Below are 16,620 nucleotides of genomic sequence, written 5' to 3' on the forward strand. Positions count from 1 at the left end.
GCAGTGGTTTTCTAAAAACAAAAATTTCTATTTTGAAGCCTGCGACTGCTTTAAGTGCAATCTTAAAATACGGCGTAATTCTAAAATTGCCTCAGGGCTAGTTTGAATCGAATGCCCACCTTTAATGATCAACTCCGACTGCTCCCCACCCAAATGCGAACTTTGATAAGGCACAATGCCATCACTGCTTTTTAACTTATCAGTCGTGCCATCAATATTGCCCATAATCGAGTGATAGACCACTTGTGGCGATGGTTGAATGGCTTGAGTCAACTGCATGAAGTTAGAGGAACGACTTAAATTACTTGCCCCATTTTCAATTAAGCCTTTTCTGAGTTTTGTATTTTTCTCATCTCTCATTTCAACTGCAATAAAAAATCAGCGGGCAAACGAATAACACGGCGTGCAATTTGGGTAAACCATCGGTCAGCGTAGTCTGTACCATGATGAGGGGCCGATACAAAAACAACCCGATTAAAATATGGCAAAGCCTTGAACTGAAAGCGCTCACGAATGACTGGATTTTCTTTTAACCGATTTAACTGCGCTTCATTCATTTTTTGCATGGCTTGCTCTGAAACATCGGCATCACTTACCAAGAGGCGGCTAATGACACCGCCCATACTATGTCCAACCAGCACGGCATCATGTGCAGCGTAGCTGCCTTTAGCAACGTTTTGAAAAGCTTGATTCAGCAAAGAATAAATCTGAAAACGACTTTCAAAAATCGGCATATTGGTTGAATAAAATACCTGCCAAACTTGGTAGTTTTGTCTTAATTCGGCATCGCCCATAATATCATTGGTTAAGCTCACCCAAGCCTCTGGACTACTCGCTAAACCATGAATAAACACAATGATTTTCTTATTTGGGTTAAAAGGTTCCAGCATATATAAATGCGGCATGATCAAATTGGCTTCTTTATTAATTAAAGACCAATAACCTGCTGCACCTAAATTATATTTCGACAGCCAAAGCCCATAAGGTGCCGAATAGTTTGCAGTGAGCGGATAGTCCACACCTTCAACCTTTACGCGGTCTTGTCGATATGGATCAAACATCGCAATTTCTAACTCTTCCCCAGCAATGACCTGATCGGCTGTAGCTTTTTGTTTTGGATAAGCAATCGCCGTGACCGGAAAGAAGCGTGGTAAATGTATGTTGGGATTATTCTGCTGAGCATAAAAAGCATCGGGGTCTAAAATGAAGCCGTGATTTACATCATTTTCTTTACGCCCAACAATAAACTCTGCTCCTAAACCATCCTTACGGTTGACGGTATTAAAGCCAGAAAAGTTCATGTTATAGCTGGAGCGAAAAGTATCGACTTCAATCTTTTGTACATCTAATGCATGGTCAAAATTGACGTGGTACTCATGCCCCTCTGCTTTAAGCAACGGTGGAAAACGATGCGTATTTAAATGATTAAAATACGTGGTCATTAACTTCGACAAGGCAACGTTATAAAAAATACGCACCTGATTTTGGCGATGGTCAAATACCCGATCGAACGGCGACTCTTCAGAGTCAAATAAATAGACATAACTATAGCGCAAGCTTTTATCAAACAGCGCTAACTCTTGCTCAAGGCAACTGCTACTTTTATTAATGACATTACACTGGCTACTACGCCCAACGTCTAAAGCCTTGGCTAAATAAATTTCACTCAGCGCAGCATAGCGTTCTTCTCGACTGCTATTTTCAGACAAGCTTTGAATTTTATTTAAACAATCATCAAAATTTTGCAGACAAGATTTTTCGTCTTCTTTAACCAAATACAGTAAGTTTTGAGTTTGATGGCTTAAGGTATTTGCGGTCAAAATACTTTCATTTTTACTATTTAAAGCACTGCTTAAATTAGTTTCTTTCAAATAAATAACCTGACAGCCACTGAGCAAAGCCATTATTGTTATTAATGAATAATGGTAAGACTTTGTCATTCTGCATTCCTTAATCGAATGTATTCCCCATCTGGTCATTATGCCTGTAAAGCCGTGAACGAACAATTTCGGCTCAGCTTTCGTTTTTCTTTATGATGAAAAAAGCCTGAACTCATTTTAATTCTGGCTAATTTATTATTTTTTCAAATCAAGCTTGGTTGAACTTTTGCTGTGAAGCTAAATATGAAAAATACAAAATGGGTAAGATAAACGGCGCTACACTCCAGAAATCAAAATAGACATAAAGTACCGCGCCCAAGAAAGCACCAATTACAAACCCAATCACAATACTGGCGCTTTTTAGAAAACTAGCCCGATTGGCTGCGTTATTGTTTTTAAGTAAGTTGGCAATATCAATACCGAGCTGGGTAGTGTTGCCTGTCATCATAGTACTGGGGCTAATATTTTTAATGAGGGTTTTGCTAGAAGTATTACGAATAGCCAAAGCAATTAAGCCCAGTCCTCCTGTTACCGCAACTGTTAGTGCATCCGGATCTTTAAATGGCTCGAAATAAAGTCCTGCAATCATGAAAGCACATAGAAAAATGGCTTCAAATAAAAATAAATAAGATAGCGTTTTGTGCTTGACCTGACTACGGTCAATTAACAGTTTGGTAATGACCACTGTCAAAATAAATAGCGGAATGGCTGCGAGCTTTATCCATAAACCAGCGCCGCCTTTAACCCACGCCGCCCCCGCCAACACTAAGTTTCCCGTCACATGCGCAGTGAAAAAGCCAAATAACGCAATAAAGCCAATAGTATCAATTGCCCCACCGACCATGGTCAGCAAAACAGGATCTCGACAAATTGCCCAAGTACTTTGTTTCTCTTGTTGCATTGAAGTCTCTGGCATAAACTGCATCCTATTATTTTAAAGTCATTAATTCAGTACAAAGATGTTTTAAATATTTAAAAACAAATCAAAACTAAAGCGTTTATAAAAGCAAAAAAACATGTAAAAACATAGAGTCTGTTATGTCGCAACACTGTCTTTGAAATGGCAACAATCAAAATTGACTATTTTTAAAACAATAAAAGGTTATCGGCTTCAAATCAATTTGACCTCTAAAACTGTTCTCACTATGATGAAGCCGCTGGTTGATAGCAACTGGTTTTGGACCTAAAAAAGTTATGCCAAGATATGGATAATCAATAACAACAATCACGAGTAGATATATGTCACTTTATAATTTTTCAGTTTTTTTAGGGGGATTATTATTTGTATCTGTTGCCTTTGCGGGTCAAAAAAACAGTCCTCATCGTGATTTCTATTTAAAATGTATTGCGGCTGGTCATAGCCGTGCAAGCTGTACATGCATTTATCATCGTTTAGAACGCCAATACTCCCCTAAGCTCATGCATAGACTTGGAAGTTTGAGTTTACAAAGTCCTGAAATACCGCGTGATTTTGTAAAGTCCATGATGCGTACCATGCAAAAATGCCAGTCATAATTTTATTTTTTAAGCCACATCCACGCTAATACCCCAGCCATACATAAAATTGCCGGATAGACAAACCACGGATGCGGAATGGTCCAAATCATCAGTCCCGCGGCCAGACTCATACTTAAGGTCGAAATGTATTTCGCCTTTTTGGGAATACGCCGATGTTCTTGCCATTCACGAATGAGTGGACCGATATAACGATGATTTCGAAACCATTGATGAAGTTTTTCAGAACCTCGAGCCGCAAAGAAAACAGCTAAAATTATAAAATCAACAGTAGGTAAACCCGGAATAAAAATACCCAATATGCCAAGCGCGATACACAACCAAGCCAAACCAATAAATACCCAGCGCGCCCACATAGAACGAGCAAGTTTACTGACTGGTTGAGTGGGCGTTAATGATTGCTCATGTTTTACCATTACATTGACTTGATTGAGTTTATCCATATCGGGTATTCCCTTTATCCACTTTTTATTATTTCAATTCATCAAGCTGATCAAGCGCTTGACCAAAATATCCAAAGGCATCTAAGGCTCCTTGAACAACTCGGTCTTGCTGGGTTTGGTTAAAGCCTGTTTCATCAAGTGCTTGTACAAAACGTTTCCAGACTTTAGCGCGCCCTTCGGGATAGGCAGCTAAATTACGCGCAGCAAACGTTTCAGAAAACCCCAAATGCTTTTGAGCTTCTTTAAATAAAAATGCAGCGCCTAAGGTTGAACCTTCAGACACATAAATCCAGCCTAAAGCTTCGGGTAGCTGTACATTTTCACTCTGTAATTGCTGCTCGTTGGGTTGAATACCTAAATCATTCAAATCGGCGAGTGCTTGTTTTGAGCGGCCACGAATGTCGAGGTCTGGAATCAGTCCTGCTACCCCCTCTTTTTCAAAAAGATGTTCAATTTCGCGCTGAAAGTAATATTGAGACAACGTAAATTGTGCGTATTTTTCTTTACTTGAAAACACCTTTGCCTCAGACATTAATTGATGCATACGTTCGTGTTCAGCAGCAGTTTCTTGTTTCAAACGTAAAGACAAGCTGTTGCTAATGATTTGTTCTGTAGATGAGTTCATCATCTTTCTCCTGCAAAATGGATATTACTCATCGGTTAGCGGTCCCGATTGAGTTTGAGTTGGACTGGAAAATCCACAACAATGGTCACGGCTCGACCGTTAATTTTGTGGGGTTTAAATCTGGATTTACGGGTAGCTTGCATGACCCGTTCATCAAGGCTTTGAATGCCTGAACTTTGACGTAATTGAATGTCAATCGGCTGTCCCTTTTCATTAATGCGAATCCGAAGCTCAACCAAACGATTTTGTTGTTTTAACTCGCGGTCATCATAGTCAAGCCCACCAAAACTCAGCACATCCACACTACTCACCTGAACAGCATCATCATGTTCAACTTGCGTGCTCGGTGCTTTGGAATATTCTTGCTGCATTGCGAGTTTTTTGATGCCGCCATTATTAGTTTCGCTATTGGTGTTTTGTGGCAAATGCTCAGTTTTCGTTTGTTCAATATCGGTCGAACCCAGTTGTTTATCTGTATGAACCGTTCGCCTTTCTGTAGGCTGCGCTGCTTGAGACGAAGCTAAATTGTTTAAACTCGTTTTTGGTTGCGCTTTCTGTTTGTCATTTAAGTTATTTTGCACCACCTCTTTAGAGGCAGTTTTTGACACTAATGTTTGAACATTTTTAGACGAGTTTTTTGATTCTTCAGGTATAGAAGATACCGAACGGTTTAATGTAAATTTAGGCGTTAAACTTTTTTCGATAGGCCTACTTTCAGTCTGGTCATTTGATGGCTTTTTAGCAGGTGCCAGCGACACAAAACTTACTTTTAAGGCATCTACTTTTGGTGATGTCGCAAAAGTATAGGGTTCAATTAAATGGCTCAGTATCCAGACAACAAACACATGTAGTCCAATCACCACGACTACGGTTAAGCACTTATAAAAATGCTTTGGCCCTTGTGGTAAAGGCAACATCACCATCGGCTTATGGGTAGGGAATAATGATTTTGATTTCATGGCTTATTCCCTAGAAACGATGCTCAAGCTTGAGACTAATGTTGTGTTTATCGTAGGAATACAGCCAATCGACATTGCTTTTATTTTGGTTATAACGATAGGTTAAATTAGGCGTCATGCCATAAAACTCAAAGCGCGGCATTTGCACAACAAAGGTATAGTTCTGTTCAAAATCATGACGACGAGCTAAGTAACTTACAGCGTATTTATCAAACTGGCGCCAACGGTAAGAACTCAATAAAGTGGTGTTAAATCCTGTGCTCCAAGATTTGCTTAAGCCTAATCGTACGCCTTGCTGTTCGTAGGCAGCTACATATTTTTCTTTTGCAGAATGGTCAACTACATCTAGACCACCAAAAACAGTCCACTGGTCTGGAAAAATCTTCCAGAAAGTGGCAAAAGCTGAATTTTCTATACCATCAAAGCTTTTATATTTCTGATAATTAAAATCTTTTCTTTCAACTTCAAGCTTAAAGGCTTTATCTGACGAGATAAAATGCATCCACTCGGCACGCGCGCCCCACGCACTGTAAAGACCATCATTGCCATAACGTTTATGTTCAAAAAGCGGACTCACCCCCATTTGATTTTTTAAGTCAAAGTAGCTGTAGCCTGCATTAATGTTAATGGTAGATTCATTAAATGCTGCGTGGTCATTATAGGACTGTCCAAACGCCAGCGCACGTAAAGCCACGCCATGATGCCCCTTAATCGTATAGCGTTTGATAAGACTGGCTTCGTAATCTAAACCCGATGCTGACTCAGCTTTTTGCTTTTCACTAGTAATTTTCCGCCCCCCAATAATATTACCTTTATTATCTGTCTGATAAGACATCCAAGTTTTAGTCTGTTTAGAGGCACTATTTAAATTACTGACATAGGTATAACCCGCTGAAACCGAGCCTTGCCAAGAGTCTCGTTTTTTTAATGCCTGTACAAAGGTATTCACTGTGGTTAAAACCCCAGATGGGATTACAGCAGGGTCACTTTGTTTCAGTTGGTCTTGAATGGAAATAAAAAGGCGTGCTGCTTCCTTATTCTTCTGTTGTTCAAACAGCACGCGCGCTAACTCAAGTTCACAAATTAAGTTATGTGGTTGTTGTTTTAAGCTGCTTTGAAATTTTTGTTCAGCCAATTTCAGTTGACCCTGAGAACGTGCAACTGCCCCTTCGGCAAAGTCGGTTAAAGCCCGATCGTAGCCAACATATTTCTTATAATGTTCTAAATAAACCGTGGCTTTGAGCCACTGTTTTTGCATGACTGCCAAATATAGAGCCTTGGCAAGATCATTCGGGTTTTGCTCAACACTATATTCTTGTCCATTAATTTGAAGTTTAGGTAATTGCTCGGTACTACGAATGGTTCCCTGCTCGTGAAACTGTCGCTGTTCTTGTAAAAGCGTTTGGTCCAAGCTTTGATTAAGACGAAGCTGTGTATCTTCGTCGGCATATAAAAATGGACAACTCAACAATGTCAAACAGCACAAAAGCGTTCGTTTCATAAAACAATAAACCTGAAGCAACCAAGCAAAAGCCCAAAAAACAAAAGGAACCTACGTGCGTAGATTCCTTTTGCATTGATTAATTTTTAGCACCGCCAAAAGCAGTGTTGTAAGACACATTATCAAACTGGGCAATACCCGCTAAAGCCGAAGCATTTGCACCGAAGAATTGACCTTGCACCACACCAGAGTTGTCGACACCAGCCGTACCGTTAGCCGTTGCCAAACCTGCAAACGCAGCAGTACCCGGGTTAAATGCCACACCATCTAGGCTTAATGATGAAACAGCTGTACCTGTTCCTGTAAGCGTTCCTTCAAGTGTGCCCGCGCCATAATTTGCCGTGAACGTACCACTTAACAGATTACTTGCAGAGCCGTTAATTCCTGTAACGGTATAGGTTGCCGTACCCGCGGTTGGAACAGTGGTATTAGTATTATCACCCGCGTAGTAAACGGTATGGCTCGCGCTTGCCGGCGTGTCGCCCGCTTTCCACCATTCACCAAAATAGACTTCCTGTGTGCCCACCTGACCAAAGTTAAAATTACCTAATGCACTGTGTGAAGGTGGCATTGCAGACACTGGAATATGCGAAATATTAAAGGTTTTGCTGCCAACCGTTACATTGGTGTTACTTGTTCCCTGAGCGGCAAAAGCCTGAGCCAAACCTTTTAACGAACTAAAACCTGTAAAAGCGTTATATGGCGCACCCGCAGCTTGAACCGACACCGCTGCTACACCACCCGGATGGCTTGCATTGGCAGCAGCACCGATTTTGATGTTACTTTCATTACTCGAAATACCATCAATCCCTGCATAAGCAAATGCAGTTGAACAAGCAACGAGACCCAAGAACAATTGAGAGATTTTCATTTGTTGTTACTCCATCTTTTTAAAACTAAGTTATTGTTTAATTTAAAATAACGATTTCGCTATTTTTTAGTTTATTGAGTAGGCCCAGCTGCAAACCTACTCAGTTTTTTGTAAATAATAATCATTCAATATTATTATTTACCGTTACCTGACTCCCCTTTTATGTATGTGTAGAGGGAATCAAATTCTGTTTAAAATTTGGTGGTCCAACTGATTTTCATGGTTCGGCCAGGTGCGGCCATGGCACTACGGGTTAAAGGATCGATATAAAACTGGTTAGAAAGATTACTGCCGACAAACTCAACTGTGTTGTAGTTATCGACGTGATAACGCGCATAGGCATCAAAAATCCATGTGTCATCCCAAGCCAAAGGCACATTGAGGTAATAACCTTTATTGACGCTAGCATCATTGTTTTTGCGTAGCGGGCTTTCATAAGCTTTATAGAATGTTGCGCGCGCGCCGAGCTCTAACTTTTCATCAAAAAAGCGTGCGCCAAGCAAACCGTGGAAACTCAGTTCAGGAGTGGCCATGGTCACCAAGTAGCCATTTGGAAAACCATCATCGACACAACGCTGATAAGGTTCACGGAACTCAAGGCCCTGCTCGGTTTGAACCGTGCCACCTAAAATCATTTTGTTAATGGCACTATTGTTGTCACACACTTCATTTTTTAAATTATAGGCCACGCTCAAGTCTGTGAAGAAACCACCATTATCAAAACGGCTTTGTAACTCTAAACCTGACAGCTTTTGCTCATCCATGTTGGTAAAAATAAGGTTTTGGTCACGCTCAATCACATTTTTGGTTTTGTTGTAGTAATAGGCGAGCTTAATGTCGGCATTACGTGCCGTGCTGAACCAATCGCGCATGTCATAGACATAACCCACTTCGTAGTTAAAAGCGTGTTCAGGTTTGATTGCTTGATATGGCAACATGGCAGAAAAACCAACAGTGCTTTCAAACAAACTTGGTAAGCGATATTCCTCTGCATAGCGTGCGTATATTCTGCTGTTTGGCGTGAGGTGAATTGAGGCACCTAACTGCGGTGCCCAGCCGCTATCTTTAACTTTGTCGGCAGACTCAACTGGAACTTGGTCTACCACCGACATAAAGTTCCCGCCAGTTACGACGTACTTTTGGCCAGAGGCATTGAGCTGGTTTAAAGGATTATCGGCAAGCGACAATTGTCCATTCGCATCTGCTTTCCAGCTCAGCGTATTTTTCTGTGACCAGATCATGTTATACAACGTGCTCTCTGATGCAGGCACAGTGTCGAGCTGCCCATCCCAATCAGGATTTTTTGTGGCATAGCGCTGTTTTAAAACATTGATTAAACGCTGCTGAGTCGAGGTGTAACTCTCAGGCATGGTCTGATATTCAAAGGTATATTCTTTGAGTCTACTTTTTTTGGTAAAAAGCGGATTTAAATTCGGGTCAATCTCGCTCTGCAAAGACTTATTTAAAAAGTCATCAACGGCCCAATATGAACGATAACGCATGCCCGCATCAAAACTTAACCAAGACAACGGTCTATAATTAAAGTTAAAGTCGAACGTTTTTTCCTCACGGCGCCCTGCGCGTGGCAGCGCCTGATAGAGCGAATAACTTGGGCCATATTCGCCATACACATCGTCAGACCTTAGTTTTTCTTTTAAGAAACTTCCACCGAGCGTCAAATCAAGCTGGTCTAACAAATGGGTTTTATTACTGACCGTAATGCCTTTACGCGTATTGTCAGAATGGCTTATCGCCGTGTTAATAATGGTGTTATCTCTAAAATCGATCGTGGTTGGCCACCCACCACGTGTGTATGTCTGGCTTTCGGTGTCGGTTTGCCAAATGTTGGCATAGAAATCAATCCAGCGATTATTCTCAGGCTTAAACTTATATTCGAGGCTATAAGCTTTAGAGTGAATATTGCTTAAAGGCCACTGCGGAACACCTAAGTCAGGTGTAATGCCCCAAACAATTCGAGACGGCATAATTTCACCAAAAATATTTTTAGTATCTCGGTAGGTTAGTTTAAGGGTCTGGTGATCGGTTGGACGATAGGTCCCTTTTAATAACCATGACTCCATATGACTTGAAGTGTTTGGAACTTCATCGCCCGGTTGATAGGCATAGGCAAAGTAAGGAATAAAATCGAGGCTACTGTCTGGCGTCGCTCGTTTATAGTAGCCCGCGCCATGTGTCCCCGAAAAATAGTTGCCACGCTCACGTACTGCATAAACTGCAAGTAAATCGAATTTATCTTGCTTGGTGGCAATCGCCAATCGGCCCGCCAAGTCATCGCCCGAAAAATGAGAGTTATCACTTCTGGTCCGGTTCTTTTTATAAATATCCGGGTCATACTTTGACCCGCCCATGTCGATCCAAGGCGTGGTGTTATCATAGTTTTGACCTACTTTACTCATGTCTGGCAAAGATGGATCGATTGAGTTGGTTGAGCCTTCTACTTTTAACTCGGCACCAAAAGACTTACCCGGACGAACAATGTCATCGGCCTCTAGCGTTTTAACGACTACACCGCCGCCAACAGAAGTTGTGGTATTGCGCTCTAAAGATGGGCCTTTAATGACTTCAATGCCCGCAATAAGATTGGGGTCGATATAGTTTCGGTTGTTTACCCCGTTATAGCCACGCCACACCGCAATCGACTGTTCAGTGCCATCAATAGTTAAAGGCACACGGCCAACACCCTGCACACCACGTACACTTGGGTCGAGTGCGCCACTATTACGAGCATCGCCGCTATAGACTCCCACCATGCCTTGTAAAACATCGGCTGGGTTGGTTCCTTTAAATCGCTCAACATAGTCTTTGCCCACATAGACCGAAGAGCGGTTTGCGTCATAAACTTTGTTATAGCCTTCTGTGTCACGGTCTTCTTTGCCATACACCACAATTGGCGTGAGTCGTACTGATGCATCTTCTTCAATTACGGCACTACTTGGCGGCAGGCTAGCGGCCTGAACCTTAGATGAAGTGACCCGTGGTGTAGATTTTTTGCTGAGTGTGTAGCCCTGCCCAACTCTTACAGCATTAAATTCGGTTGCTTTTAAAAGCTGCTCAAAACCTTGCTCGACGGCAAAGCTACCTTTTAAGCCTAGACTGTGTAGCCCTTGGAGTTGCTGGGCATCCATTGCAATTGAAGTACCCGATTGTTCGGCAAACTGATTCAGTACATTCGCAAGGCGACCAGCAGGAATGTTATAGCTTTTGACTCCAGCTGTTTCTGCATATACCTGCTGCATAGGCAGAGCAACAAGCCCACCCATCGACACAGCATGTATGGCAAACGCCAGTGTTGAGAATCGAAAAATCGATCGATTCCGCTTTTGCCCCGTTCCCACTTTTTTCATTTGCCCCGCCCCAGTAAATTGTAATAAGAATCATTCAATACAACCAATTAAAATGATCCATATTTATTGCTTCTACTTACTATGACGAACGACTTTCAAAAAAGTGGAACCTAAAATCGAAAATAAATTTAATTTTTTATTATTTTAAAGAAACCATGACCATAAATGGCGTGATTTGCTTAATTTTCAGGTCTGGAAAAACCGTAGCCAAAAGCTTAAGTGATTCTGTGGTTTGGTCTAAAGGCAACACAGCATTAACCCGTACATGTTGCAGCGCCGCATCATTAAAAATAATTTTGCCTTTGTAGTTGTGGTCTAGCTCTTGTAGTACTTGATTCAATGGCAAGTTTTCTACCATAAGCTGATGCTTTTGCCATTTTTGTTGTTCATTATAAACATTCAGTGCAGGCAGTTTTTGTACGCCATTTTTGTCCAGTTTAATGGCTTGCCCTGCTTCAACAATGGCCTGACGAGTCGCATGCAATTGGGTCGTTTGAACCTGCGTCGCTTCTACTTTTACCTTCGAATGCAACATCTTAAGTTCGGTTGCCGAAGGGTCATAATTGACACTAAAAGCTGTGCCGAGTGCCTGAATTTGTCCATGACTGGTTTTGACCAAAAACGGTCTAGTCTTGTCTTTGGCAACATCGACATAAATTTGCCCCTGCACCAGCTCAACCACTCGCTGGTTGGTTTTAAAATCAAGATTAACTGCGCTTTTACCACGTAAAATTAAACGCGAACCGTCTGGCAAGGTTTGCGTGGTCCACTGCCCTGATTGCCCTTGAATATCAGCCGTCACATAGGCCACTGTGGTATCGGTTAAATAAAATAACGCCCCACTCATGGCAACAAACACGACAGCAAAAGCTGTTCCTGCCCGTAAATGTTTATAGGCTTTGCCTGAGCTTAAGCCAGCTTTAAGGGCAACTTTAGTGACTTTTTTATGTCCGCTGGTTTGTGAAAGTTTTTGAATTGAACCAATACACTGTTCAATATCAGCAGCCACTTGGCGGTGTTGCTCACTGGTTTTTTTCCACTCTTCAAATTTTTGTTTGGCGGTTTTTCGTGAACGTTCATCATCCGAACTCAGTTGAACAATCCAAAGCGCGGCTTCTTCAACCAGTTGGTGATGTTTGCTTTTATCCATGGCCATTTAAATGCAGGCGTCCATGTCTTGTCGGTTTTGGTAGCACTGAATTAAGCAGCTCGCCAAATATTTTTGAATCATTTTGGTCGATACATTTAAACGTTCGGCAATTTCTTTATGGGTATAGCCTTCGAGGTAATGCAAAATAAAGGCTTGCTGTGCTTTTTCAGATACACCTTCAAGTGCTTTGCAAAGCTGGTTAATGGCTTGAATAATTTGCATTTGGTCTTCAGGTGAAGCCACCGCATCAAGCATATATTCCATTTGACTCAAGCCATCTAAATAGGCCTGTTCAATGCGTTTACGGCGCACTTGGTCAATCAGCAGGTTTTTAGCAATCGACGTTAAATAGGCACGCGGTTCCTTAATGCCGAATAGCTCGTCTCGGGTTTGTAGCAGTTTAATAAATGTGTCCTGAACCAGATCTGCGGCCTGTTCAGTATTACCTAATTTTTGTCTCAACCATTGGTGAAGCCAGCTTTGGTGACTTCTATATAACTGATCTACAAGCAAAGAAGTTTTGTTCACAGCAATTGGACTCAAAACAAGGAACTTACAAATGATAATAATTATCATTTAAACAAGTCAAGCAATAATTCAAGTAAAACTTAAATCACTGTTTAACAAATTGAATTAATTGACCGCTCGCTTTGCTGCACTTCTCTTAAAGCAAATCGGCAAGATTTCTAATTTCTTCCATCACCGCCTTACACGCAGGTGTTAAATAGCCATGCTTAGAAATAGACAAAGAAATATAGCGTTTGAGTGCGGGATTAATAATTTTTGCAGCTTGTATAGACGTATATTGGCTGGCTTTTTTTAACGCTTGCGGCCCCAGCATGGTATACATCCGAGATTCGGCAACCAAATGGGTTTGTAAACTAATCGAGTCAGCTTCAAACACAATATTCAGCTCCAACCCATTTTCATAAGCCATGTGGTCTAAAAAATTGCGCCAGTTACTTGGCCTGCAAAACGTGACCAGTGGTAACTCACTTACTGCTTTAAAGTCGACTTCACTGGCCTGAGTGAGCGCATCGCCTTCACAACCGATCAAATAGGTATCGGCTTCGGTAAGATAGATATCGCCCTGTTTAGGCGTTGGGTTAAACCGATAGAGTATGGCTAAATCGACGCTGCCATCTTCAAGCCATTTTTCTAAATGCACCCCTTGCCCTTCACGCACCGAGAGTTTAATTAAGGGATATTTTTCTTGAAGCGCTTTATACAGAGTCGATAACAACGGATGTGCAGTAGACGGCAAACTGGCAATACGAACCGTACCAATCGGTGTATCGGTCGAATGCAAAATTTCATTATTCAGTTGGTCGGTCACGTTCAGCCATGAACGAATTTTAGGAAGTAAATGCTGGCCTAAATCGGTCAGCTCGACACCGCGTCCTGTCCGATTAAACAAACGGCCTCCGCATTGGGCTTCGAGCTCGTTCATTTGCCGACTGATTTGCGGTTGGTTGGTGTTATGCAGCATGGCGACTTTGCTTAAGCTACCGAGTTCCACCGCGTCTAAAAATATTTTCCATAATTCATAATTCATCGATTCTTCCTAAATCGTAATTAGGCAGCATTTTGAGCCATACATTTTCAGTATAACTGAAATTCAAGAATTGGTAATTCCTACATAGCTCACCTATTTCTATACTCCAATCATGTTCTCTACAACACGATTTAAGTCAGATTAAGAACCAGAGAATATTTAATTACACTGTATAGGAAGTACGATTATGAGTTTAGATTTACGTGGATTAACCCCAGCGCCTGTGACTCCTTTTACCCGTGACGGACAAGTAGACCATGATGCAATTCAACGTTTAGGTTCATGGTTAGGCAGTATTGATGGTGTGAAAGGCTTGGTTGTTCTTGGGCATGCAGGTGAAGGAACATTCTTGTCGCAAAAAGAACAAATGCAAGTCATCGAAAGCTTTGTTAAATCGGTAGATGACAAAATTCCGGTAATCGCAGGGATTACGCTCGAAGGTACTTCGGTTGCAGCAGAAGAAGCAAAACGTGCAGTGAGCGCGGGTGCTTCGGCAGGTTTGATTTACCCTTCACATGGCTGGTTGCGTTTTGGCTATCAAAAAGGCGCACCACAAGACCGCTATAAAGCAATTTATGAAGAAAGTGGTTTGCCATCTATTTTATTCCAATATCCAGATGCGACTAAAGCCACTTACGACCTAGAAACTCTACTCGATATTTCTGCACAGCCAGGTGTGTTTGCCATGAAAAATGGTGTGCGTAACATGCGCCGCTGGGATGTTGAAATTCCGATTATTCGCCGTGAACGTCCAGACTTACAAGTGTTGACGTGCCACGATGAATATTTGCTTCACACCATGTTTGATGTAGACGGCGCATTGGTTGGCTACGGCAACATTGCCCCTGAACTTTTAATTGAAATGATTAAAGCAGGTAAAGCTAAAGATTATGCAAAAGCTCGTGCCATTCACGATCAACTATTACCAGTGACTCGCAATGTTTATCACCGTGGTTCACATATGGAAGGTACGGTCGCGCTTAAACATGCATTGGTTGCTCGCGGAATTTTGGACCATGCCACTGTGCGTTCGCCACTGCTTCCACTGGCAGATGGTGCTGAACAAGAAATTCATGATGCAATGCGTCAAGCCGGAATTGGCAAGGTCGATTTAACCCAAGCCGTTGCTTAAATTCTATTCGGGCTAGCATGTACGCTAGCCTTTTTTTCCTGTACGCTGCCTGAGGCCAAACATCGGGCATGTCTCTTAAAAATAATAATAAAAAGCATGCAAACTGTGGTGAACAGGTAGTGCGAAATAGAACAACAAAACTACGAGGAATGTAGTAATAAGGAGATAGAAGATGACAAATCTAGCGGATGTAGAACAAATTAGTCATCATCAAAAAAATGCGGAAATTATTGCAAGACTCGAACGGCTACCCGTCACTGGTCGACTGCAATTTATGCGAATTACCATTGGGATCGCGACCTTTTTTGACGCTTATACTGTTCTTGCGATTGCCTTTGCTTTACCCCAACTCATTACCGAATGGCATCTGACGCCTGCCTATGTCGGTGCGATCATTGCCGCAGGCTATGTCGGGCAACTGGTCGGTGCGATCTTTTTTGGTTCTCTTGCCGAAAAAGTCGGTCGTTTAAAAGTGCTGTCTTTTACCATTTTACTGTTTGTGGCAATGGACATTTCCTGTCTGTTTGCTTGGAGCGGAATGTCGCTGCTAATTTTCCGCTTCTTACAAGGTGTTGGTACCGGTGGTGAAGTGCCTGTTGCGAGTGCCTATATTAATGAGTTTATTGGTGCAGAAAAGCGCGGTAAGTTTTTCTTGCTCTATGAAGTTTTATTCCCACTCGGGCTTATGTTTGCAGGCATGGCAGCGTTTTTCCTGATGCCAATTTACGGCTGGAAAGTCATGTTTATTGTGGGCTTGATTCCATCTTTACTGGTGATTCCTTTACGGTTTTTCTTGCCTGAGTCACCACGCTGGCTGGCTTCAAAAGGCCGTTTTAAAGAAGCAGATCAAGTGGTTAAAAGCTTTGAAGATGGTGCCATCAAAAGCGGTAAAACTTTGCCTGAACCTGTGGTTAAAGAAATTAACCCGCAAGGCATGGCAAAAACCGATTGGCGCGAGCTGTTCCGTGGCATTTACCGTAAACGGACCTTTACCCTGTGGGGCATGTGGTTTTGCGTGTATATGGTGAACAACGCCATGGTGACTTGGCTACCATCTCTCTACAAACAACACTTTGGCTTGTCACTTCAAACCAGTTTAGGTTATGGCTGGATTACGTCGGGCGTGGGTGTAATTGCTTCTATTATCTGTGCGTTAATGATTGATAAAGTCGGCCGCCGCCCTTGGTACAGTGCAGCATTTTTCTTAGCAATTATTCCACTCATGAGCCTCTCGATTTTAGGTGCAAAATCGGCCATGGAAGTTGTGATTTTGGCAACGCTGAGCTATGCCATTTTGCAGACCATTTCATTCTCTTTATACCTTTACGCTGCCGAACTTTACCCTACTCGCCTACGTGCGATGGGCATCGGGTTTAGTACCGCTTGGTTACGTGCAGGCTCTGCAATTGGGCCTGTTATGGTGGGCCTCGTAGTTGGTGGCTATGGCATTCAATATGTGTTTAGTGTGCTGGCGGTTGTGGCGCTCATTGGTGGCTTAGTGACATTCTTCTTTGCCATTGAAACCAAAGGCCAAGTGCTCGAAAAACTCTCTCCTTAATTCATCCATTTCATAAAAAGCTTGCCTAACCTCAGCGTTAGGCAAAGGGCTTATTCATGCTTAAAA

At 42.1% G+C, this 16,620-nt stretch carries 13 protein-coding genes and 1 pseudogene; 3 read left to right on the forward strand and 11 right to left on the reverse strand.

Annotated elements, in window-relative coordinates:
• Positions 1 to 27: 27 nt before the first annotated feature.
• Together AWW73_RS07615 and AWW73_RS07620 are read right to left on the reverse strand one after the other, a co-directional pair.
• Positions 28 to 1,940: pseudogene (locus tag AWW73_RS07615) on the reverse strand (esterase/lipase family protein).
• Between the two features lie 148 nt (positions 1,941 to 2,088).
• Complete coding sequence (locus AWW73_RS07620) at positions 2,089 to 2,796, reverse strand: YoaK family protein (RefSeq protein ID WP_062849287.1); 708 nt, start codon at positions 2,794 to 2,796, stop codon at positions 2,089 to 2,091.
• Positions 2,797 to 3,119: 323 nt separating this feature from the next.
• Between AWW73_RS07620 and AWW73_RS07625 the strand changes: the two genes are divergently transcribed.
• The gene (locus AWW73_RS07625) at positions 3,120 to 3,395 is read left to right on the forward strand and encodes a hypothetical protein (RefSeq protein ID WP_062849288.1); all 276 of its coding nucleotides are present in this window, start codon (positions 3,120 to 3,122) and stop codon (positions 3,393 to 3,395) included.
• Positions 3,396 to 3,397: 2 nt separating this feature from the next.
• On the opposite strand, the gene AWW73_RS07630 is transcribed toward AWW73_RS07625, so the two are convergent.
• The 9 genes from AWW73_RS07630 to AWW73_RS07670 form a co-directional block, all read right to left on the reverse strand.
• Complete coding sequence (locus tag AWW73_RS07630; protein ID WP_062849289.1) at positions 3,398 to 3,838, reverse strand: YbaN family protein; 441 nt, start codon at positions 3,836 to 3,838, stop codon at positions 3,398 to 3,400.
• A 28-nt stretch (positions 3,839 to 3,866) separates the two neighbouring features.
• Positions 3,867 to 4,466 carry a biliverdin-producing heme oxygenase gene (locus AWW73_RS07635; RefSeq protein WP_081409533.1) on the reverse strand — a complete coding sequence of 200 codons (600 nt, stop codon included), beginning with the start codon at positions 4,464 to 4,466 and terminating at the stop codon, positions 3,867 to 3,869.
• Between the two features lie 32 nt (positions 4,467 to 4,498).
• Complete coding sequence (locus AWW73_RS07640; RefSeq protein ID WP_062849291.1) at positions 4,499 to 5,422, reverse strand: energy transducer TonB; 924 nt, start codon at positions 5,420 to 5,422, stop codon at positions 4,499 to 4,501.
• A gap of 10 nt (positions 5,423 to 5,432) precedes the next feature.
• Positions 5,433 to 6,923 (reverse strand): hemophilin secretion modulator, encoded by a 1,491-nt coding sequence (gene hsmA, locus AWW73_RS07645; protein ID WP_062849292.1) that lies wholly within the window; start codon positions 6,921 to 6,923, stop codon positions 5,433 to 5,435.
• 79 nt (positions 6,924 to 7,002) lie between these two features.
• The gene (locus tag AWW73_RS07650) at positions 7,003 to 7,794 is read right to left on the reverse strand and encodes a Slam-dependent surface lipoprotein (protein ID WP_031947601.1); all 792 of its coding nucleotides are present in this window, start codon (positions 7,792 to 7,794) and stop codon (positions 7,003 to 7,005) included.
• A gap of 191 nt (positions 7,795 to 7,985) precedes the next feature.
• Positions 7,986 to 11,159: a hemophilin receptor HphR gene (gene hphR / locus AWW73_RS07655; RefSeq protein WP_062849293.1), complete on the reverse strand. Its 3,174-nt coding sequence runs from the start codon at positions 11,157 to 11,159 to the stop codon at positions 7,986 to 7,988.
• A gap of 139 nt (positions 11,160 to 11,298) precedes the next feature.
• Positions 11,299 to 12,315: a FecR family protein gene (locus tag AWW73_RS07660; RefSeq protein ID WP_062849294.1), complete on the reverse strand. Its 1,017-nt coding sequence runs from the start codon at positions 12,313 to 12,315 to the stop codon at positions 11,299 to 11,301.
• Positions 12,316 to 12,837 carry a sigma-70 family RNA polymerase sigma factor gene (locus AWW73_RS07665; RefSeq protein WP_081409543.1) on the reverse strand — a complete coding sequence of 174 codons (522 nt, stop codon included), beginning with the start codon at positions 12,835 to 12,837 and terminating at the stop codon, positions 12,316 to 12,318.
• 136 nt (positions 12,838 to 12,973) lie between these two features.
• A complete protein-coding gene (locus AWW73_RS07670) occupies positions 12,974 to 13,864 on the reverse strand; it encodes a LysR family transcriptional regulator (protein ID WP_062849296.1) in 891 nt (296 codons plus the stop codon).
• A 187-nt stretch (positions 13,865 to 14,051) separates the two neighbouring features.
• On the opposite strand from AWW73_RS07670, the gene AWW73_RS07675 reads away from it, so the two are divergent.
• Together AWW73_RS07675 and AWW73_RS07680 are read left to right on the forward strand one after the other, a co-directional pair.
• Positions 14,052 to 14,996, forward strand: coding sequence for a dihydrodipicolinate synthase family protein (locus tag AWW73_RS07675; RefSeq protein ID WP_000050874.1), 945 nt, complete (start codon positions 14,052 to 14,054; stop codon positions 14,994 to 14,996).
• A 172-nt stretch (positions 14,997 to 15,168) separates the two neighbouring features.
• Positions 15,169 to 16,554 carry an MFS transporter gene (locus tag AWW73_RS07680; RefSeq protein ID WP_062849297.1) on the forward strand — a complete coding sequence of 462 codons (1,386 nt, stop codon included), beginning with the start codon at positions 15,169 to 15,171 and terminating at the stop codon, positions 16,552 to 16,554.
• Positions 16,555 to 16,620 lie beyond the last annotated feature (66 nt).

It is taken from the genome of Acinetobacter lactucae (assembly GCF_001605885.1).
In the GTDB taxonomy this organism is placed as follows: domain Bacteria; phylum Pseudomonadota; class Gammaproteobacteria; order Pseudomonadales; family Moraxellaceae; genus Acinetobacter; species Acinetobacter lactucae.

What these genes read in the sequence shown, in the direction of transcription:
- AWW73_RS07620 (WP_062849287.1), bottom strand. Translation starts at nt 2,796, where the DNA reads ATGCCAGAGACTTCAATGCAACAAGAGAAACAAAGTACTTGGGCAATT.
- AWW73_RS07640 (WP_062849291.1), bottom strand. Translation starts at nt 5,422, where the DNA reads ATGAAATCAAAATCATTATTCCCTACCCATAAGCCGATGGTGATGTTG.
- AWW73_RS07660 (WP_062849294.1), bottom strand. Translation starts at nt 12,315, where the DNA reads ATGGCCATGGATAAAAGCAAACATCACCAACTGGTTGAAGAAGCCGCG.
- AWW73_RS07630 (WP_062849289.1), bottom strand. Translation starts at nt 3,838, where the DNA reads ATGGATAAACTCAATCAAGTCAATGTAATGGTAAAACATGAGCAATCA.
- AWW73_RS07670 (WP_062849296.1), bottom strand. Translation starts at nt 13,864, where the DNA reads ATGAATTATGAATTATGGAAAATATTTTTAGACGCGGTGGAACTCGGT.
- AWW73_RS07680 (WP_062849297.1), top strand. Translation starts at nt 15,169, where the DNA reads ATGACAAATCTAGCGGATGTAGAACAAATTAGTCATCATCAAAAAAAT.
- AWW73_RS07635 (WP_081409533.1), bottom strand. Translation starts at nt 4,466, where the DNA reads ATGATGAACTCATCTACAGAACAAATCATTAGCAACAGCTTGTCTTTA.
- hphR (WP_062849293.1), bottom strand. Translation starts at nt 11,159, where the DNA reads ATGAAAAAAGTGGGAACGGGGCAAAAGCGGAATCGATCGATTTTTCGA.
- AWW73_RS07675 (WP_000050874.1), top strand. Translation starts at nt 14,052, where the DNA reads ATGAGTTTAGATTTACGTGGATTAACCCCAGCGCCTGTGACTCCTTTT.
- hsmA (WP_062849292.1), bottom strand. Translation starts at nt 6,923, where the DNA reads ATGAAACGAACGCTTTTGTGCTGTTTGACATTGTTGAGTTGTCCATTT.
- AWW73_RS07650 (WP_031947601.1), bottom strand. Translation starts at nt 7,794, where the DNA reads ATGAAAATCTCTCAATTGTTCTTGGGTCTCGTTGCTTGTTCAACTGCA.
- AWW73_RS07625 (WP_062849288.1), top strand. Translation starts at nt 3,120, where the DNA reads ATGTCACTTTATAATTTTTCAGTTTTTTTAGGGGGATTATTATTTGTA.